This is a genomic window from Paenibacillus sp. V4I9, assembly GCF_030817295.1.
Taxonomy (GTDB): domain Bacteria; phylum Bacillota; class Bacilli; order Paenibacillales; family NBRC-103111; genus Paenibacillus_E.
Genome location: NZ_JAUSZE010000001.1, coordinates 4,493,900 through 4,513,773, shown reverse-complemented (window position 1 = coordinate 4,513,773; position 19,874 = coordinate 4,493,900). Strand labels below are relative to the sequence as shown.

Here is a 19,874-nt window from a genome sequence, read left to right as displayed (position 1 = left end):
GAGGAGAACAAAATGGAACTGACTTACATAGAGAAAATTAAAGAAGCAGCGAGCTTTATTGAGCAGCGTTTAGGCAGTGTTAAGCCAGTTATCGGATTAGTTTTGGGATCAGGATTGGGAGACATGGCTAATCAGGTTGAGCAGCCCATAGCAATCGATTATAGCGAGGTTCCTCATTTTCCCGTTTCAACTGTTGAAGGACATGAAGGTCGTTTTGTTGCAGGTACACTAGAAGGTAAGCAAGTCATCGTAATGCAGGGGCGTTTTCATTATTATGAAGGCTACGATATGAAAAAGGTTGTATTTCCTGTTTACGTTATGAAAGCCATTGGCGTTCAGACGGTTGTGATGACGAACGCGGCAGGCGGCATGAATCGAGATTTTAAAGCAGGAGATCTAATGGTCATTAGCGACCATCTGAACATGACGGGAGATAACCCGCTTATCGGGCCTAACCATTCTGAGCTCGGTGTTCGTTTCCCGGACATGTCGGAAGCGTACAACCGCGAATACCGCAAGCTGGCTCATGCGCTGGCACAAACGGTCGTAGGAGAAGATGGTGTGCCGCTGAAGCTGCAGGAAGGGGTCTATGCGGGGATTACAGGACCGACCTACTGTACGCCAGCTGAACTTACGATGTTAGCCCGTATCGGTGGCGACGCGATTGGCATGTCTACGGTGGGAGAAGTTATTGCAGCGCGTCATACAGGTCTTAAGGTATTAGGGATTTCGTGTATTACCGATATGGCGATAGGTGAAGAACTAGAACCATTGACGCATGAGCAGGTTGTGGCTGTAGCCAATCGGACGAAACCGAAGTTCATTGCTCTTGTTAAGGCCTTTGTTCGCGAGGTCCGTCTGGGATAATTTGGCTATATTTTTTATGAACTTTTAATGAATATAAGATCCTGTAGACCTATGAATTCAGATGAAGTCATGCTAAAATATAGTTAATTAGAACTATATTAGAGGGTGCCGTAGATACGGATACCCCTTCCATAACAAGGATGTGATGGAGCATGTCAGTCCAACAATTAATGGTTGCTAACTGTCCTAGATGCGGGAAAGTGTTCCAGAAAAATTTGCGAAATCAATGTTCAGATTGCAGCAGCACCATGGATTCCATGCTCACGAGCAGTCTTGAATTTCTACGTAAAAATCATCGCTCAACGAATACGCAATTCAGCGAAGCGACAGGTGTTTCACACGAGCAAATGCATACTTGGATCAAAGAGGGAAAGCTGCTGCTATCAGATTATCCAAATTTGAACTATCCTTGTGCTTCTTGCTCGAAACCTATTCGTGGGCAAAAACTGTGCCCGGATTGCGCGTACCGAATAAATCGGGATATTAGAGAATTGAAAGAGAAAGGCCGATCTTTTCAACCACTTCTTAGAGAAAAACAAACAGCATCTGCTGGAGGTTTCCAAATACGTGAACGACTTAGTGGTGTGTAATATATAACAAAATGGGCAATAGTAATGGTGATATCCCCCGCTAAGGGGGATGTTTTTACGAAAGTCTCATTCACAATTTCGTCACAAAATATTCAAGGATTCGCCACTGACTATGTATGGGATTGTCTTAAGATGTTAGGTAGAATAGATGAAGTGAACACATTATGAGGGGGATATGCATGCAAAAGTGGATTTTCTTTGTGTTATTTATACTTGCGGGCGCATTGGGGCTGGGAGTCCTCTTTCAAGATATTTCTGACCGCCAAGTGGCTAAGGAAGCTGAGGCTGCCGCTGGCAAAAGTCAACAGCTTAAAATTGTAGCTTCTAACTGGCAGTTCGATTCAGTGGATTATACGATTAAAAGTGGAGAGCCTACGAAAGTTTCCTTGTCTTTAAAAGAAGGCGTTCATGCGATTGAAATTCCAGGGTTGGATATTAAGCTGGATAAAGAAAACCCGTCGAAACAAGTAACTTTTGACAAACCAGGTACATATGAAATTATTTGTGTCCTTCCATGTGGTGAAGGTCATGCCAAAATGAAATCCAAATTAGTTGTTTCTTAATAAAAAATGTTAGTATCAGAGGGGGCTCATGCAGCTCCCTTTTTTCGATTTTGAAGAGTATGCTTACCATGCTAATTATCTAACGAAAACTCTTAGGTAATCTTAAGGAGGAATGCAAATGAGAATGGTTGATTTAATCCATAAGAAACGTTCTGGTGAAGTGCTTAGCGAGCAGGAAATTACGTATATCGTTAACGGATATACACATGATGATATTCCGGATTATCAAATGTCGGCTTTACTGATGGCTATTTTCTTCAATGGGATGACAAGTGAAGAGATCTCTGCCCTCACGCTAGCTATGGCAGGATCGGGAGAAATGATTGATTTATCGGAGATTGCTGGGATTAAAGTGGATAAACACTCAACAGGCGGGGTTGGGGACAAAATAAGCTTAATCGTTGGACCTATTGTGGCTTCGCTTGGAATTCCTGTTGCCAAAATGTCTGGCAGAGGATTAGGACATACGGGTGGTACGGTAGATAAGCTGGAGTCGATTCCAGGCTTTCAGATTGAATTGTCTAAAGAAGATTTTATTCATGCCGTGAATACAAATAAAATTGCCATCGTTGGCCAGAGTGGTAACTTAGCTCCTGCTGACAAGAAGATGTATGCACTTCGTGACGTAACAGCAACGGTAGATTCGATTCCCTTAATCGCTAGCTCAATTATGAGCAAGAAGATTGCTTCAGGAGCAGATGCCATCGTGTTGGACGTGAAAATCGGTTCAGGCGCTTTCATGAAAACAGTGGACGATGCAAGAGCTCTTGCTCGTACGATGGTCGATATCGGAACGCAATTGAAGCGGAACACGATTGCCATGATTACAGACATGGAACAGCCGCTCGGACGTGAAATCGGAAATGCAAATGAGATTCGTGAATCTATTGAAGTGCTCCGCGGTACAGGTGATAAGGAACTGACTGAGGTAGCCATCTCGGTTGCAGCCTACATGTCGCTGCTGGGGAAGGTGTTTGAGAGCTTCGAGGAGGCTCAGGCGGCTGTCCGCGATATTGTCTTGAATGGAAAGGCGTTAGAGACGTTCAAACGCTTCATAGCAAGCCAGGGCGGCGATCCGAATGTGGTAGACCAACCTGAGCTCCTTCCGACGGCAGCTTATCATTTCGAAGTGATGGCTGAGAAAGATGGTTTTATCAATCAGATCAATGCGGAACAAATCGGCATTGCCGCGATGCTGCTTGGTGCTGGTCGAGCGAAGAAGGAAGATCAGATTGATTATGCAGTGGGTCTTACTTTGAATAAGAAAATCGGTGACAAGGTTCAGATTGGGGAATCCATATGTACCATTCATGCGAATCAACAGGATGTGAAGGCAGTCGAGACCATGATTCAAGGGGCCTATCGCGTTGAGAATAGCAAGCCTGCTCCTGTTCAATTAATTTATGATGTCATTGTTTAATGCCAAATAATCGCCCAAGCACTTTCCACATGGAAAGTGCCTTTTTTATTTTCTTCCTCTTGGAATATTTTGTGCGGAAATCGTCAAGACTGATTAGCAGTCATTCAAGCTGCAAGTGTCAGGCTTTCACTTCATACATCACAGGAGGGGTACAATTGCTATGCGAAAAAAAGGGCTAATAAGTTTAATCTGTTTACAGCTATGTTTGATGCTGTTCATACCGGCCGCATTTGCGGAAGAGAAGAAGGCGCCATCCGTCGATTTGACACCGAATGCACAGTCCGCTGTGTTAATGGATGCAGATACGGGCACGGTCATTGCCGAAAAGAATAAGGATGCAAAGCTTCCTCCAGCCAGTATTACGAAAATAATGACGATGCTGCTCATTATGGAAGCTGTCGACAAAGGCAACATTAAAATGGATGAAAAGGTTAAGGTCAGTGAATACGCGGCTTCCATGGGTGGATCGCAAATTTTCCTTGAGCCTGGCGAAGAGATGACCGTAGAGGAAATGTTGAAGGGGATTGCCATGGCTTCCGGCAACGATGCATCTGTGGCAATGGCTGAGAAAATCGCAGGCTCGGAAGAGAATTTTGTGCAAATGATGAACGACCGTGCACAGCAGTTAGGTATGAATAATACCCATTTTTCAAACTGCAACGGACTGCCTGTAGCCAATCATTATACAACTGCGAATGATATCGCCATCATGTCGAGAGAACTGCTCAAGCATGAGGTAATCACTAAATTTACAGGTGCCTATCAAGACTATCTACGAAAAGAAACGGCAAATCCATTCTGGCTCGTGAATACGAACAAGTTGGTACGCTTCTACAACGGTGCGGATGGTCTGAAAACGGGATACACAAGCGAAGCGAAATTCTGCTTATCTGCAACAGCCAAACGGGAAAATTTACGCGTCGTTGCCGTGGTGCTTGGTGAACCGAATACAAAAACACGGAATGCCGAAGTAACGAAGCTGTTTGATTACGCTTTTGCGCAATTTACGAACTATCCTTTGTTTAAGTCAGGCGACAGTCTTGGAAATTTTACGATTAATAAAGGCCAGGTTTCGACAGTACCGTTAGTCGCGAAGCAAAATTATAGTATTTTAATGAAAAAGGGCACCGTGACTGGGGAGATTCGACATGAACTGAAACTCGATCCAAACATAAAAGCACCGATTGTTCTGGGGCAACCTATCGGTAGAATTATTGTATACAATGGAGATAATTTGCTTGCTGAATACCCGCTCGAGTCTCCTGTTGCCGTAGATAAAGCGTCATGGTGGAAGTTATTTAAGCGAACCACATCGAATCTGTTTCATACGGATTAATGGTGAGAATTCGCGAATAAGCGCAGTTTTCTTCTAGTTTTAGCAGTTTTCTTCTAGTTTTGTCGGGGTGCAGGAGTTTCCATCTCAGTTGTAGAAACTTAAGTTTCATGACGGGATCTTTGAGTGAGCTCAAAGTCTCTCAGCTGAGAGGAGTGAACATGTTGAGCCTGCAAATTGAATTCGAGCAAGGCCGAAGAGCTCTAATTGTTAGATTGAAAGGCGAGCTGGATCATCACACAGCCGATGTTGTGAAGGCGAGGATGGAGGAAGCGATTGCCAAAGAGCATACGCGCCATTTAATCCTTAGTTTGAAGGATCTATCCTTCATGGACAGCTCGGGTCTAGGCGTCATTCTCGGCCGCTATAAGCAGATTACGAGTAAAGGCGGCAAAATGGTCGTTTGTGATGTTGCTCCTGCTGTCTACCGCTTGTTCGAGCTTTCTGGAATGTTCAAGATTGTATCTATACAGGACAACGAACGCAATGCAATGTCCAGTTTGGAGGTTGCATTATGAGTGAAAATAATTTTATGACACTAGAGTTTGCTAGTCGTTCTGAGAATGAAGCTTTTGCTCGTGTAGCCGTTGCTGCTTTCGTCTCTCAATTGGATCCTACGCTGAATGAATTGACCGACATCAAGACGGTTGTTTCTGAAGCGGTAACAAATTCGATTATTCATGGTTATAACAATCGAACAGATGGCGTTATCATCATTTCGACGCAAATTGATGATGATGTGGTTCGGATTACGATCGAAGACAAGGGCTCAGGTATTGCTGATTTAGAACAAGCGAAACAGCCACTATATACATCCAAACCAGAGTTGGAACGCTCTGGCATGGGTTTCACGATTATGGAAAATTTCATGGACGAAGTAGAAGTTGTGACGGCCGTCGGAATCGGAACCAAAATAAACATGTTGAAGCGAATTGAATCTAAAAAAGCTTTATACAATTAGGGGTTTGATCTATGGATGTCGATCTGAAACATGCTTCTCATAGTTATTTAGACGATTCGGAAGTCAAACGGTTAATCGCCCTCAGCCAATCCGGAGATGGACTCGCCAGAGAAACACTTGTCAGCTGCAATATCCGTTTGGTTTGGTCTGTAGTTCAACGTTTTTTGAACCGGGGATACGAAGCCGAAGACTTGTTCCAGATCGGTTGTATCGGACTGCTCAAGTCCGTTGACAAATTCGATCTATCTTATGATGTGAAGTTTTCAACCTATGCGGTACCGATGATAATCGGTGAAATTCAACGTTTTCTTCGCGATGACGGAACACTTAAAGTAAGCCGTTCCCTCAAAGAATTGGCGAATAAGATTCGCAAGACGAAGGACGAGCTGTCGAAGCGGCTTGGCAGATTGCCTACGATCAAAGAGGTCGCAGAGGAGCTTATGATAACAGCAGAGGAAGTTGTTTTCGCGCAAGAGGCGAATAAACCTCTCTCTTCTATCCATGAGACCGTCTTTGAGAATGATGGTGATCCTATCACACTAATGGATCAAATCTCGGATGAGTCTGGCGAGAAATGGTTCGAGAAGCTTGCGCTGAATGAAGCCATTGGGACGCTGTCGGAGCGAGAACGGCTCATTGTTTATCTCCGTTATTTCCGGGATCAAACACAATCCGAGGTTGCAAGCAGGCTAGGTATTTCCCAAGTGCAGGTATCACGATTGGAAAAGAAAATATTGCAATCGATTAAAGATCAGATTGCTCAATAACAGGTTTTTGATAAATAACCGTTCCTCCTAGGAGGAACGGTTATTTATCTATGTAGAGACATAGGCTCAATTTGTGTATAATAAAAACTGCAAATAACGGTCCCGGCTTTTCTGAGAGGGAAAAGTCAACAAAATTAACATAGGAGTGTGTATTTTTTTGATTTATAGCAAATGGAAGGATTCATGGTTTTTTAATACTCGTAAGGATGTATTATCCGGTATAACGGTTGCCTTAGCTTTAATTCCCGAAGCCATTGCGTTCTCTATTCTAGCAGGTGTAGATCCTATGGTTGGCTTGTATGCTTCTTTCATTATTGCCATAGTAATATCATTCACAGGTGGTCGGATGGGGATGATTTCAGCGGCTACAGGTGCGATGGCCTCTCTAATGGGTCCTTTAGTTGCGAAATATGGGATTGAATATTTGTTTGCGGCCAGCATTTTGACTGGTGTTATTCAATATGTGATGGGTGTTTTGAAATTCGGCAAATTCATTACGTTTATTCCGAACTCTGTCATTGTTGGGTTTGTTAATGCACTCGCCATTATTATTTTCATGGCTCAACTTACGAATTTCAACGGGGCAAGCTGGCAGATGTATGCCATGGTAGCTGGCACTTTGGCTATTATTTATTTGCTGCCTTTGATCACGAAAGCCATACCTTCTGCTTTGGTTGCCATTATCGTGATGACGATTTTGTCTATGAACTTACAGCTGGATATACGAACAGTTGGTGATATGGGTGAAATTACACAGACCTTGCCTTTCTTCCATATTCCTGACTTAACTTTAACTCTTCAAGCAATTGGATATATATTTCCTATTTCCTTGGCATTAGCAGTTGTAGGTATGACAGAATCCCTCATGACAGCTACGATTGTAGATGAAATGACTGAAACGAAAAGTGATAAAAATAAAGAGGTAAGAGGGCAGGGCATAGCGAATATTGTGTCTGGCTTTTTCGGTGGAATGGCAGGTTGTGCCATGATAGGTCAAACGGTCATAAACGTGAAATCGGGTGGTCGATCCCGACTATCTACCTTTGTTTCGGGAGTTTTCCTACTGTTCTTAATCATGGTATTAGGTAATGTGGTCAAGCAAATTCCAATGGCCGCGCTAGTAGGTGTAATGTTTATGGTATCCGTGGGCACATTTGATTGGCACTCGCTTAGAACCTTAGTCAAAATTCCGCGAAGTGACGCGCTAGTCATGATCATTACAGTAGCCATCGCTGTAACAACTTCCAATTTAGCAATTGGCGTATTATCAGGCGTTACGTTAAGTGCAGTGATATTTGGTTGGAGATCGGCCAAAATTAAGGCGCATATATCAAACGACAAAAATGGCGCAAAAATATATCGCATTTCTGGCCAGCTGTTTTTTGGAACAATGGCACATTTTATTGATTTATTTGATTATAAGAGTGACCCAGATATGATTACGATTGATTTCAGCTCGTCACATGTTTGGGATCATTCCGCGGTGACAGCTATAACTAAAACCATTTCAAAATATGAGCAATTGGATAAAAAAGTCATCTGTATTGGTTTGAACGAGGAAAGTAAATTAATGTTCGAACAAGTCAGATAGTCCGTACCGCATAAAAAAGAGCCGCTGATTACCCCAATTCTTCACTGGGTAGTTTGCGGCTTTTTGTGATCGCGAACATGTTTATCGGGCAGAGTGCCTGTCGTCTGAATAAAATCTCACGCAGTAAATTCCGCATAAGCCCACTACCGTATAAATGATGCGGCTTAGACCGGAAGATTCACGATGAGAATCTCCTCCCAATAAAGCAGAAACTAAATCCCACTCGAAAAGCCCAACCAAGAGCCAATTCAGCGCACCAATAATGACTAGTGTTAACGCGAATTTTGCCATGTTATCACCTTCTTTATATGGAATAAGTTATCGTTATTCGATCTTACTATGCCATATAGATGGTGACATTATTCCTGGAGAATTTACCATCTTATAAGGTGTTTATGGGAAGGAAAGATTTTGCATACTACTCCTATACATGGATGATTCACCGTAAAGCTCTGAGGGGAGTGAAACCATGGTACAGGATGGAAAACCATATCTATACATCCGGCTTCGTCGAAAAGCTAGCATTCGCAAAGGGAATGTCGTGTATTTACGTCATATCGCTCAGATTTTCGTGGAGCCTGAATATGAGCAAGCTCTGAACGAATTGATCATTCATCATCCTCAACATGAGGATGGCAATCGCGTTCTCATTGACATGATGCTGATTGTTCGTAAAGTGAAAGATCTTTATCCACAGCTGCAAATTGAGCATTTCGGAGAACCTCATGTGCTTCTCGAGATCATTTCCGATCCTAGAAAGCCAAGTCCTATACTTATCGGTTTGGTTTGGTTGCTCTTGTTCATCGGTTCGGGACTGGCCATCATGAATTTCCATGCAGATGTGTCCATGCTGGAAGTTCACCAACGCATTTATGAATTGATGACAGGGAAAAAGGTGGAGCATCCGCTCATTCTGCAAATCCCTTATTCCCTAGGGATTGGTGTTGGAATGGTCATTTTTTTCAACCATCTGTTCAAGAAGAAATTCAATGAAGAACCAAGCCCGCTCGAAGTGGAAATGTTCATGTATCAGGAAAATATAAATCATTATGTGATAACAGAAGAATATATCAAAATTCATGAGGAAGGGGACCATTCGTGATTACCCTAATTGGGGAAGCCTTCTTAGCGGCTTTTATCGGGTTAGCTGGTGGAATCGCTGTTGGCAGCGGCATGGTCGCGTTCCTTGTGGTACTGGATATTATTCCAAGACTTGCCCAGATCACACGTTCGTTTTCGAAAATTCATGCTTATGAAGCAGCGGTTGTGATGGGATCACTCTTATTTACTTGGGTTGATTTCAGCGATGCTAAGGTGCACCTTTTTCCGATGGGAACAGCAGTGGTAGGTATATTTGCCGGTTGTTTTGTTGGCATGCTAGCGGCCGCATTAACGGAAATCATTAACGTGCTGCCCATCCTCGCCAAGCGTGTTGGCATGGGATCCTATATGATTTTGCTGCTCATGGCGATGATTTTTGGTAAAGTATTTGGATCCTTGTTTGAATGGTTATTTTATTAACATGTGTTGAAGGAGGCGCTCAAAGTGAAGTTTGTTGTGAGAAAGGGAAATGGGAGCGATAAGTCTGATTCGAACGAAGTAGACGAATCAAACGAATCAAATGAATCGAACGAATCACAGGGGCATACGGAGAAACTGGCCGTAGATGAGGAAGGAAATTTATCTGCTTACAATCCAATAACAAATATGACGCCTGAGGAAAAGGCACTCAAAATTCAGGAAGATATCCCCAGAAGTATTCGAGAAGTTCGAAGGGTGCTGGAGGAACGAGTAGGACTCGATCGAAGCTTCGATCTCATCCTCAGAGAAATGGTGTTCGGATCCAAGCGCGTAGGCATCTTCTATTGCAATGGATTTGCCAAAGATACGGTGTTAACCGATATCATTACACGACTCACTTATGCGGACGAAGAAACCGTCTCACATCATACACTGGAAGCATTCATTGAGAAATTAATTCCGCACATTCAAGTGAAGTCCTACAAGAAAATGTCTGAAATCGTAGGACAAGTATTGATGGGCGGAACGGCATTTTTCATTGAAGGTGAGACAGCAGGGATTACGATCGATGTCAAAAATTATCCTGTTCGTTCGATCGCTGAACCAGACTTAGAGCGAGTTGTCCGTGGTTCACGAGATGGCTTCGTGGAAACCCTATTATTGAATGTGACATTAGTCAGACGAAGAATTCGCGATGAAAGATTTAAGCTGGAAATCATGCAAATCGGCAAACGAACCAAGACGGATGTCTGTGTGGCTTATATCAACGATATTGCTGACGCGGACTTAGTCCAAGCCGTGAAAGATAAAATAAAGGATGTTGAAATCGACGGCCTTCCTCTCGCTGAAAAACAGCTGGAAGAAGCGATTGTTAATAAGGGTTGGAACCCGTATCCGATGGTTCGGTATTCGGAGCGGCCGGATGTTGTCTCCGCCCATTTACTAGAAGGTCATGTATGTGTTTTCGTGGACACATCACCGAGCGTCATGATTCTGCCGACCACATTTTTCCATCATGTGCAGCACGCTGAGGAATATCGTCAAACCCCATTCATCGGTACTTATTTAAGGTGGGTGCGCTTTGTTGGCATTATGGCTTCGATTTTCCTGCTCCCGCTTTGGTTTATGATGGTTATGGATCCTTCCTTAAAGCCGGCTGGATTAGAATTCCTCGGTCCGCAGAAGGAAGGAAGCCTGCCGCTATTGGTCCAGTTCTTGTTAGCGGATATTGGGATTGATCTCATGCGAATGGCTGCTGTACATACACCTACACCGCTCGCTACCGCAATGGGTTTGGTGGCAGCCATTTTGGTCGGAGATATCGCGGTAAAAACGGGTCTCTTTATCAATGAGGTTATTCTGTATTTGGCACTCGCCTCCATTGGGATGTTCGCGACACCGAGCTATGAATTAGGTCTGGCTAATCGAATAGTAAGACTGGCTCTATTAATCATCGTGGCGATCTTCCACGTCCCCGGATTTGTAGTAGGATCAACGTTATGGCTGATTCTGCTGGCCACAAGGAAATCCTTTAATGCACCCTATATGTGGCCCTTTATTCCATTTAACGCCAAAAGCTTCTTTGCCATCCTGGTTCGTCGTCCGGTGCTTGCTGGCAAAACGCGGCTAAGTATTACAAAGCCAATCGATGGCACACGTCAACCAAAATCCAAATAACAGAAAAAGGGCAGGGAATTCTCCTGTCCTTTTTTGCTTTTATGTCGAAGCGTGTATTGTCAAAAGAGCATGCCATATGGTACTTTTAATAGTAATGTACATTAACCTCTTAGGCGGAATATAGCAAGAAGATGGTTCAGGGAGAGAGGGAAATAAAGCTATGTATTTACATGGTACTAGTAAAATAAACGACCAAGGCCACCTCGAAATCGGCGGTGTCGATGCAACGAAATTGGTTGCTGAATACGGCACTCCTTTATATGTTTTTGACGAAGCGTTAGTACGTGGGCGCTGCCGTGAATTCGTTGAAGCTTTCAAAGCATCTGGTCTGAAATTTCAAGTTGCTTATGCAAGTAAAGCATTCTGCGTAATGGCTATGTGCCGAATTGTAGATGAAGAGGGGATGTCACTTGACGTTGTTTCCGATGGTGAGCTTTATACAGCGCTACAAGCAGGCTTCCCAGCGGAACGAATTCATTTTCATGGCAATAACAAAACAATCTCAGAATTGGAAATGGCGATTGATGCCAAAATCGGCTGTTTCGTCGTGGATAACTTCATCGAACTTCAAATGTTGAATGCGATTGCCGGAGAGAAGCGCCAAAAGGTGAAGATCTTACTGCGTATTACGCCGGGCGTTGAGGCACATACGCATGAATATATTTCTACAGGCCAGACGGATTCCAAATTCGGTTTCGACATGGGCAATGGATCGGCATTCCGCGCTGTTCAAGAAGCTTCGCAATTAAGCAATTTGGAATTATTGGGCGTTCATTCGCATATTGGTTCCCAAATTTTTGAAGTGGAAGGCTTCCGCATGGCAGCTGAGAAAGTGGCTGGTTTTGCCGTTCAAGTTCGCAAAGAAATAGGCGTTACGTTCAAGGTCATTAACCTTGGCGGCGGTTTCGGGATTCGTTATGTGAGCGAGGATAGCCCACTTCCGGTTGCCGTTTATGTTAAAGCAATTACAGACGCGATTAAAGACAACTTCGGCAGCAATGATTTTCCAATGCCTGAAATTTGGGTTGAACCAGGTCGCAGCATCGTTGGTGATGCGGGAACTACGTTGTACACAGTAGGTACAACTAAGGATATTCCAGGAGTGCGTAAATACGTAGCTGTAGATGGCGGCATGACTGACAACCCACGTCCTGCTTTGTATGAGGCTGTGTATGAGGCGATGTTGGCTAACCGCGCTACAGAGCAACCGACAGAGGTTGTATCTATTGCAGGGAAATGCTGTGAGAGCGGTGATATGCTGATCTGGGATCTGAACCTGCCCAAAGTAAGTTCAGGAGACGTTCTCGCTGTATCTTGTACAGGAGCATACAATTATGCAATGGCAAGCAATTATAACCGTATCCGCCGTCCTGGCGTTGTCTTCGTGAAAGATGGTCAAAGTGATCTCGTCGTGAAACGCGAAACGTTCGATAACATCGTTGGCAACGACATCATTCCTGCAAGAATGAAACAAATGAGCGAGACCGTTTAATTGGTTTTAAATGAAAATGAAGGAAACCTCAGCTTCACGGGGTTTCTTTCTTTGCGTTTTTTTTCATCTCTTAATCGCGGAATAGTCATTCACATCACAGATGATTTTTGGTGAAAATCAAGGACTGATTCATACAGCGCGAAAAGCGCATATTCCAGTCAAATAGGACAAGGTCGGGGGAGAATTGTGTTAGAAGTATAGCGCAGTTTGTGAAATGGAAGTTTTCATAGTAGAATAAGATATTATTTCCTAAAGGAGTGGACCACAAATGGCCAAACAAGCAAAAATTAAACTAGCAGGTGGCGGCGAAGTCGTTATCGATCTTTTCGAAAACGATGCACCGAATACCGTTGCAAACTTTGAAAAATTAGCAAACTCCGGTTTCTACAACGGACTTGTTTTTCATCGTGTTATTCCAGGATTCGTAGCACAAGGTGGTTGTCCTACAGGAACAGGAACTGGTGGCCCTGGTTACCAAATCAACTGTGAAATCAACCCGAACAAACATGAGCGCGGCTCCTTGGCTATGGCTCATGCAGGCAGAAATACAGGTGGAAGCCAGTTCTATATTGCTTACCAACCGCAACCGCATTTGGATGGACAACACACCGTATTCGGTAAAGTATCTAAAGGCATGGAGTTAGTCGATGCTTTCAAAGGCAAAGATTTGATGGAGAAAGTTGAAGTTGTAGAAGTATAATTCGCCATATTCGAAAAGAAGCCTGTTGATTTATTTCAATAGGTTTCTTTTTAAATTTAATTCCGAGTGAATTCATTGAAAAAGTAAGAAATAAATGTGAAAAGGAAAAAAGCACTTGCTTTTTGTAAGTGTGAGTGATAAATTTTTCATTATCAAAGTAATTTATAGCTAGTTCTTAGTTGTAAGTTATTTTTATATGTATGCAAAACCTTCGGGGCGTGGTGAAATTCCACACCGGCGGTGATTCGATAGCATGTACCCGTTACATGTTTCGATAAGTCCGTGACCCGTTTTGAAGCTAGCGGTACCTGACACACAGCTTCGCTACGGCTGATCCGGTGCAATTCCGGAACCGACAGTATAGTCTGGATGGGAGAAGGAAAACGCGAACATTTGATTCGCTATGCATGCTTGTACATTTTTTCACGTAAACAAAAATTCGGCAGGTCTGTTTTTTGAAGCAGATACGTCGTTGTTGTTTGATTTGATCAAAAATGCGGCAAGTATGGATGGATGAAGCTTCTTCGTGTTATCTAGACAATCTCTGGCCCCTATCCGATACACGGAGGGGCCTTTTTGCATTCAAATTTTGGAATAGATCTGAAAGGCGGTGAACTTCGTGCATGTACTGAATGACGAAGCCTACATGAGACTTGCTCTGCAAATGGCTGAAAGTGCTCTTGGTCAGACAGGAATTAATCCCGTAGTAGGGTGTGTCCTTGTTAAGAATGGACGCATCATTGGCATGGGAGCGCACCTGAAGCGCGGACATGGCCATGCCGAGGTTCTCGCCTTGCAAATGGCAGGCGAGGAAGCTAAAGGCAGCACGGCTTATGTGACATTAGAGCCATGCAGTCACTTTGGCAAGACTCCACCGTGTAGCGACCGACTCATTGAGGCTGGCGTGTCACGGGTTGTCGTCGCTGGAAGGGATCCGAACCCGCAGGTTGCTGGGACAGGCATCGCTAAGATGTATGATCATGGTCTCGACGTGACGGTTGGGCTGCTTGCAGAGGAGGCCGCGGCAATGAACGAGGCCTTCAACAAATACATCGTCACCCGCATGCCTTATGTGACGATGAAGACAGCGAGCACGCTTGACGGCCGCATCGCCTCGAAGACCGGCGACAGCAAGTGGATCACGTCGCCAGCGTCGCGTGCCTTCGTTCATACCCTGCGCCATCGGCATCAGGGTATCATGGTCGGCGTCAACACCGTCATCGCCGACGACCCGCTGCTGAGCGCGCGCGGCGACGTACCGGCTGTGCAGCCGGTAAGGATCGTCGCGGACTCGCTCTTGCGAGTCCCGCTGGGCGCCCGGGTGCTCACGGAGCAGGATCGTCAGCAGACGATCCTGCTCGCAAGCGCACAGGCGCCTGCAGAGCGGCGTGCCGCGCTGGAAGCGCGCGGCATCACGGTCCTCACCTGCGGGGACGGCCCGCAGGTGGACCTGACGCTCGCCATGCGGCAGCTCGGCGAGCGCGAGATCGGCTCCATCCTCCTAGAGGGTGGAGGGAAGCTCAACGGCGCCATGCTGGAGCGGCGCTTGATCGATAAGCTGGTGCTGATGTTTGCGCCGAAAATCATCGGCGGCGGCTCTGCAGCACCTGTAAACATCAACTTCGATGGCTTCGCGAAGATGGATGATGCGATTACGCTCGACCGACTCAAGGTCGAGCAGTTCGGACCGGATATTTGCATAACCGGCTATCCGAATTATAAGAGCTAACGAATGGAGGACTTGCATGTTTACCGGAATTATCGAAGAAATCGGCCACATGCGCCGCATTCATAGTCAAGGGCAAGCGATGGTATTGACCATCGCTGCTAAGAAAGTGCTTGAAGATGTCCACCTAGGTGACAGTATTTCTGTAAATGGCGTCTGTTTGACGGTCATATCTTTTGATAACGACTCATTTTCCGTGGATGTTATGCCAGAAACATACCGCAAGACGAATCTTCGCAAACTACAAACAGGCACACGCGTGAATTTGGAGCGAGCGATGGCAGCGAATGGCCGGTTCGGCGGGCACATTGTTCAAGGACATGTGGATGCAACCGCAACGATCCTTTCACGAATACCCGAAGAAAATGCGGTCGTTTACCGGTTCGAACCGGAGAATAAGCACATTTTCCGATATATCATTTCCGGGGGTTCCATCACAATTGACGGCATAAGCCTAACCGTTGTTGATGTCAATGATCGTGAAGTGGCGGTTTCCATCATCCCGCATACCCTTGCTCAAACGGTCCTACATGATAAAAAGGCCGGGGATACGATCAACATGGAATGTGACGTATTAGGCAAATATATGGAGCGTCTACTAAAGTTCGGTCCATCTGAATCTTCGGAGGGCAACGGGAAAAAGCAAAGCACGCTAACTGCGAGCTTTCTCGCCGATAACGGCTTTATGTAGGTGTTTGAAACCAGCTTTGCTAATGTAAAGCTCTAGTTTACGCTTACGAAGAAAGCTTTGCTAAAGCAAAGCTCTAGCTTATGCTTACGAAGTCAGTTTTGCTAAAGCAAAACTCTTAGGAGAGGTGAATATGACACAAATAATCTTTAACACAATAGAAGAAGCGCTGGATGATCTTAAACTAGGTAAAGTCATTATTGTTGTAGACGATGAGGATCGTGAGAACGAAGGCGATTTTATCGCACTTGCTGATAAAACTACGCCAGAGGTCATTAATTTCATGATCAGAGAGGGACGCGGACTCGTTTGTGCACCAATAACAGAAGAACGTGCAAAAGAACTTGAGTTGCCTCCCATGGTTGCTCGGAATACGGATTATCACGGAACAGCGTTTACCGTTTCTGTTGACCATATGGATACAAGCACTGGGATATCTGCGCATGAGCGTTCAAGAACGATTATGGGCCTGATTGATCCCGAAACAAAACCGCAGGATTTCCGCAGACCTGGTCATATTTTCCCGCTGATTGCCAAGAAGGGCGGTGTCCTCCGCAGAGCTGGACATACAGAAGCGACGATAGATCTAGCTATCTTGTGTGGCTCTTATCCAGCAGGGGTCATTTGTGAAGTTATCAAGGAAGACGGGACGATGGCTCGTGTACCGGATCTCATGGAAATCGCAGAGAAACACGACCTGCGCATTATCACGATTCAAGACTTAATCCAATACCGTAATCAGCAAGAGAAATTGGTTGAGCGTGAAGTTGAAATTAAGCTTCCAACTGATTTTGGTACATTCAAGGCTATTGCCTATACGAATCAACTGGATAATAAAGAGCATGTGGCCCTTGTCAAAGGAACAATTGACCCTTCTAAACCAACGTTGGTACGCGTGCATTCCGAGTGCTTGACTGGGGATGTTTTCCATTCTCATCGCTGCGACTGCGGTCCACAACTGGATGCCGCATTAAAACAGATTGATGAAGAAGGCAATGGTGTATTATTATATATGCGACAGGAAGGTCGCGGAATCGGTTTAATCAATAAATTGAAGGCTTATGCTTTGCAAGAGCAGGGATTAGACACCGTAGAGGCGAATATTAAGCTTGGCTTTGCTCCAGATCTTCGGGATTATGGGATTGGGGCGCAAATTTTGAAAGATCTTGGCATCACTCAACTTCGTCTATTAACGAATAATCCACGCAAAATTAAAGGTCTGGAAGGCTACGGCCTTGAAGTTGTTGAGCGGGTTCCGATTCAAATGGATAGTAAGGCAGATAACCTCAGTTATTTACAAACGAAGAAAAACAAGCTTGGCCATATGCTCAGTTTCCATGACTCGGGCAGCGGCATTTAAATCCAATCTAATCCAAATAACCTGTTTTAATAAGAAAGGGAGTATTTCACCATGGCTAACATTTTTGAAGGACATTTAATTTCACAAAACTTGAAATATGGTATCGTTGTAGGTCGTTTCAATGAATTTATTACATCCAAATTATTAGGTGGCGCACAGGATGCTCTGAAGCGTCATGGCGTAAATGAAGATGAAGTAGATATTGCTTGGGTACCAGGCGCATTTGAACTTCCCCTAATCGCTCAAAAAATGGCTGAAAGCGGAAAGTATGATGCTGTTATTACACTAGGTGCGGTCATTCGAGGATCAACTCCGCATTTTGATTATGTGTGCAGCGAAGTAGCGAAAGGTGTTTCTGCTATTAACCTGAAAACAGGCGTTCCTACGATTTTCGGTGTTCTGACAACAGATTCCATTGAACAAGCGGTGGAACGTGCGGGTACCAAAGCTGGAAATAAAGGCTGGGAAGCTGCCGTTACAGCTATTGAAATGGCGAATTTGACGAAGCAATTCACTTCGTAATGCTTTCTTATTATCATCTGGAAACGCTGCTGCCCAGGTTGTTCGCTTTTCTGATCGCAATGACGCTGCACGATGCAGCTCATGCGGGGGTAGCTTGGCTGCTCGGAGATCGTACAGCTCGAGAAAGCAAACGGTTATCGCTAAACCCCTTGGCACATTTAGATGCCTTGGGGCTAGCTATGATCATCTTCGGACCCTATGGCTGGTCGAAGAGATTACCGGTAGATGAATCACGATTTAAGAAGAGACCTAGGCTATCCCATACACTTGTTTATTTAGCGGGGCCTTTTACGAATTTGCTGCTCGTTTTGTTCTTCTGGTGGCTCTATTTCTTTCTTCCGGCTTTGGTAGGAGGAGGGACAGAGTCCATAACTGTTGAACAGTGGCGAGTCTATTTGCAGTACTGCGTCATCGTCAATTTAATGATTTGTCTTATACATATGCTGCCCCTTTATCCGCTCGACGGATGGTATGTTTTGAAAGGACTTGTTCCTTCCCGAAAGCAGGGATGGTTTGCACGTAATCAACGCTATGCACTTATTCTAGTTATTGTTTTAATGATTACACCGGTTGGTCAATGGGCGCTCGGACATATTTATCCGTTTGCCGCGCAGTTTGTTATGAATCTATTTTCACTATGACAAGGGGGAGAACGGAATGAAAGTAACCTACAAGTTAGAAGCATTTGAAGGCCCCCTTGATCTATTGCTTCATCTTATCGATAAAAATGAACTTGACATTTATAATATTCCAATCAAAGAAATTACAGACCAGTACTTAGGTTATGTTCAAGCTATGCATGAATTGGAGCTGGATATTACGAGTGAATTTCTTGTGATGGCAGCAACGCTTCTCTCTATCAAGAGCAAAATGCTATTACCTAAGCCGCCTGTTATTGAATTTGATGAATATTTTGATGATATGGACGACTCTCTAGATCCTCGCGCAGAACTTGTTGCGAAGCTAATTGAATACCGAAAATACAAATCGATTGCCGATATGCTTAGGGATAAAGAAGTAGAACGTAGTCTGGTTTACACGCGAGAACCTGAGGATTTGACTTCATACCTGCCTGATATCCAGGAGAACCCTGTTGAAGGTCTTGATGTCGCAGATCTTTTGTTTGCCTTTCAGCGAACGTTAAGGAAGTTGGCTAACCGCAATGTGGTTGCGAGAATACGTAGAGATGAAATTTCCGTTAAAGACCGCATCCGAGAGGTTATTGACTTACTTAAATTTAAAGGCGGCAAGCTGCTTTTCTCGAAGCTATTCGATTACGAAATGACACGTGAAGAAATTGTTGTGACTTTCTTAGCGATACTCGAATTAATGAAAATGAAAAAAGTTATTTGCTATCAGTATAAGCTATTTGAAGACATCGTCATCCAAGCGAAAGAGGAGGTTTCTGACATTGACACTCAATTTCCCACAGATGAAATCAATTATTGAAGGACTGCTCTTTGCCTCTGGCGACGAAGGCTTGGATGCCAAGCAATTAGCTGAAGTCATGGAGCTTGATCTTTATTTGATTCGTGATCTGCTCAAAGATATGAGAACGGAGTTCAAACGAAAGGGTCGTGGCGTTCAGATTGTCGAAGTAGCTGGAGCGTATCAGTTAACAACCTTAGCTGAGCATGCGCCCTATTTTGAACGACTAGCTTATTCACCTTCACGATCATCCCTATCACAAGCGGCGTTAGAGACTTTATCCATCGTTGCTTATAAACAGCCAATTACAAGAGTCGAAATTGAGGAGATCCGCGGCGTGAAATGCGATCGGGCCTTGGCAACCTTAACCGGTAAAGACTTGATAACGGAAGTTGGACGTGCCGATGCGGTAGGTAGACCGATATTGTACGGAACCTCCAAGCAATTTCTAGAATATTTCGGGCTTAGTTCGATTACGGAGCTGCCGGATTCGGCAAGCTTTCAAGGGAATTTCGATTTGGAAGAAGAGACACGTCTATTATTTGACCGAATAGGCGGGGATCAGAAGCAGATTACTCTTGAAGATGTAAGTGATGAAACTGAATAAGAACCCGCACACATGCATTTCATTTCCTTTTTAAGGTCATACTAACTCCACTTACGAGAAG

At 44.4% G+C, this 19,874-nt stretch carries 22 protein-coding genes and 1 riboswitch; of the genes, 21 read left to right on the top strand and 1 reads right to left on the bottom strand.

Going from position 1 to position 19,874, the window contains the following annotated elements:
• Positions 1 to 12 precede the first annotated feature (12 nt).
• The 9 genes from QFZ81_RS21255 to QFZ81_RS21215 all read left to right on the top strand — a co-directional run bounded on the left by QFZ81_RS21255 (position 13) and on the right by QFZ81_RS21215 (position 8,092).
• Positions 13 to 867: a purine-nucleoside phosphorylase gene (locus tag QFZ81_RS21255; RefSeq protein ID WP_307441689.1), complete on the top strand. Its 855-nt coding sequence runs from the start codon at positions 13 to 15 to the stop codon at positions 865 to 867.
• 152 nt (positions 868 to 1,019) lie between these two features.
• The gene (locus QFZ81_RS21250; protein ID WP_307441690.1) at positions 1,020 to 1,457 is read left to right on the top strand and encodes a flagellar protein; all 438 of its coding nucleotides are present in this window, start codon (positions 1,020 to 1,022) and stop codon (positions 1,455 to 1,457) included.
• A 179-nt stretch (positions 1,458 to 1,636) separates the two neighbouring features.
• Positions 1,637 to 2,020, top strand: a complete 384-nt coding sequence (locus tag QFZ81_RS21245; protein WP_307604606.1) for a cupredoxin domain-containing protein — start codon at positions 1,637 to 1,639, stop codon at positions 2,018 to 2,020.
• Positions 2,021 to 2,138: 118 nt separating this feature from the next.
• A complete protein-coding gene (locus QFZ81_RS21240) occupies positions 2,139 to 3,440 on the top strand; it encodes a pyrimidine-nucleoside phosphorylase (protein WP_307441693.1) in 1,302 nt (433 codons plus the stop codon).
• A 160-nt stretch (positions 3,441 to 3,600) separates the two neighbouring features.
• Positions 3,601 to 4,776 (top strand): D-alanyl-D-alanine carboxypeptidase family protein, encoded by a 1,176-nt coding sequence (locus QFZ81_RS21235; RefSeq protein ID WP_307604604.1) that lies wholly within the window; start codon positions 3,601 to 3,603, stop codon positions 4,774 to 4,776.
• Positions 4,777 to 4,937: 161 nt separating this feature from the next.
• Positions 4,938 to 5,291 (top strand): anti-sigma F factor antagonist, encoded by a 354-nt coding sequence (spoIIAA, locus tag QFZ81_RS21230; RefSeq protein ID WP_047674049.1) that lies wholly within the window; start codon positions 4,938 to 4,940, stop codon positions 5,289 to 5,291.
• The gene (gene spoIIAB, locus QFZ81_RS21225) at positions 5,288 to 5,734 is read left to right on the top strand and encodes an anti-sigma F factor (RefSeq protein ID WP_307604602.1); all 447 of its coding nucleotides are present in this window, start codon (positions 5,288 to 5,290) and stop codon (positions 5,732 to 5,734) included. The genes spoIIAA and spoIIAB overlap by 4 nt, the downstream gene beginning before the upstream one ends.
• An 11-nt stretch (positions 5,735 to 5,745) precedes the next feature.
• Positions 5,746 to 6,501, top strand: coding sequence for an RNA polymerase sporulation sigma factor SigF (sigF, locus tag QFZ81_RS21220; RefSeq protein ID WP_029192952.1), 756 nt, complete (start codon positions 5,746 to 5,748; stop codon positions 6,499 to 6,501).
• Positions 6,502 to 6,661: 160 nt separating this feature from the next.
• Positions 6,662 to 8,092: a SulP family inorganic anion transporter gene (locus QFZ81_RS21215; protein ID WP_307606982.1), complete on the top strand. Its 1,431-nt coding sequence runs from the start codon at positions 6,662 to 6,664 to the stop codon at positions 8,090 to 8,092.
• 81 nt (positions 8,093 to 8,173) lie between these two features.
• On the opposite strand, the gene QFZ81_RS21210 is transcribed toward QFZ81_RS21215, so the two are convergent.
• Entirely contained in the window at positions 8,174 to 8,383 is a 210-nt protein-coding gene (locus tag QFZ81_RS21210) for a DUF378 domain-containing protein (protein ID WP_307441697.1), read from the bottom strand.
• 178 nt (positions 8,384 to 8,561) lie between these two features.
• On the opposite strand from QFZ81_RS21210, the gene QFZ81_RS21205 reads away from it, so the two are divergent.
• The 12 genes from QFZ81_RS21205 (at position 8,562) to scpB (ending at position 19,813) form a co-directional block, all read left to right on the top strand.
• Complete coding sequence (locus QFZ81_RS21205) at positions 8,562 to 9,194, top strand: stage V sporulation protein AA (RefSeq protein WP_307441698.1); 633 nt, start codon at positions 8,562 to 8,564, stop codon at positions 9,192 to 9,194.
• Positions 9,191 to 9,613 (top strand): stage V sporulation protein AB, encoded by a 423-nt coding sequence (locus QFZ81_RS21200; protein WP_307441700.1) that lies wholly within the window; start codon positions 9,191 to 9,193, stop codon positions 9,611 to 9,613. The genes QFZ81_RS21205 and QFZ81_RS21200 overlap by 4 nt, the downstream gene beginning before the upstream one ends.
• Before the next feature lie 186 nt (positions 9,614 to 9,799).
• The gene (locus QFZ81_RS21195; RefSeq protein WP_373463783.1) at positions 9,800 to 11,290 is read left to right on the top strand and encodes a spore germination protein; all 1,491 of its coding nucleotides are present in this window, start codon (positions 9,800 to 9,802) and stop codon (positions 11,288 to 11,290) included.
• A gap of 160 nt (positions 11,291 to 11,450) precedes the next feature.
• Entirely contained in the window at positions 11,451 to 12,782 is a 1,332-nt protein-coding gene (gene lysA / locus QFZ81_RS21190) for a diaminopimelate decarboxylase (protein ID WP_307604597.1), read from the top strand.
• A gap of 268 nt (positions 12,783 to 13,050) precedes the next feature.
• Positions 13,051 to 13,482 (top strand): peptidylprolyl isomerase, encoded by a 432-nt coding sequence (locus QFZ81_RS21185; protein ID WP_047674065.1) that lies wholly within the window; start codon positions 13,051 to 13,053, stop codon positions 13,480 to 13,482.
• A 203-nt stretch (positions 13,483 to 13,685) separates the two neighbouring features.
• A riboswitch (FMN riboswitch) is annotated at positions 13,686 to 13,867 on the top strand.
• 234 nt (positions 13,868 to 14,101) lie between these two features.
• Entirely contained in the window at positions 14,102 to 15,211 is a 1,110-nt protein-coding gene (gene ribD / locus QFZ81_RS21180) for a bifunctional diaminohydroxyphosphoribosylaminopyrimidine deaminase/5-amino-6-(5-phosphoribosylamino)uracil reductase RibD (RefSeq protein WP_307604595.1), read from the top strand.
• 16 nt (positions 15,212 to 15,227) lie between these two features.
• Positions 15,228 to 15,899, top strand: coding sequence for a riboflavin synthase (gene ribE, locus QFZ81_RS21175; RefSeq protein ID WP_307604593.1), 672 nt, complete (start codon positions 15,228 to 15,230; stop codon positions 15,897 to 15,899).
• A gap of 130 nt (positions 15,900 to 16,029) precedes the next feature.
• Positions 16,030 to 17,256: a bifunctional 3,4-dihydroxy-2-butanone-4-phosphate synthase/GTP cyclohydrolase II gene (locus tag QFZ81_RS21170; RefSeq protein WP_307441709.1), complete on the top strand. Its 1,227-nt coding sequence runs from the start codon at positions 16,030 to 16,032 to the stop codon at positions 17,254 to 17,256.
• A 51-nt stretch (positions 17,257 to 17,307) separates the two neighbouring features.
• Positions 17,308 to 17,778, top strand: coding sequence for a 6,7-dimethyl-8-ribityllumazine synthase (gene ribH, locus QFZ81_RS21165; protein ID WP_029192962.1), 471 nt, complete (start codon positions 17,308 to 17,310; stop codon positions 17,776 to 17,778).
• Positions 17,778 to 18,419 carry a site-2 protease family protein gene (locus QFZ81_RS21160; RefSeq protein ID WP_307441711.1) on the top strand — a complete coding sequence of 214 codons (642 nt, stop codon included), beginning with the start codon at positions 17,778 to 17,780 and terminating at the stop codon, positions 18,417 to 18,419. Before ribH ends, QFZ81_RS21160 begins: the two co-directional genes overlap by 1 nt.
• 16 nt (positions 18,420 to 18,435) lie before the next feature.
• Positions 18,436 to 19,227, top strand: coding sequence for a segregation and condensation protein A (locus QFZ81_RS21155; RefSeq protein ID WP_307441713.1), 792 nt, complete (start codon positions 18,436 to 18,438; stop codon positions 19,225 to 19,227).
• On the top strand, positions 19,211 to 19,813 hold the full coding sequence (gene scpB, locus QFZ81_RS21150; RefSeq protein WP_307606979.1) for an SMC-Scp complex subunit ScpB: 603 nt from the start codon (positions 19,211 to 19,213) through the stop codon (positions 19,811 to 19,813). Before QFZ81_RS21155 ends, scpB begins: the two co-directional genes overlap by 17 nt.
• The last annotated feature ends 61 nt before the right edge of the window (positions 19,814 to 19,874 follow it).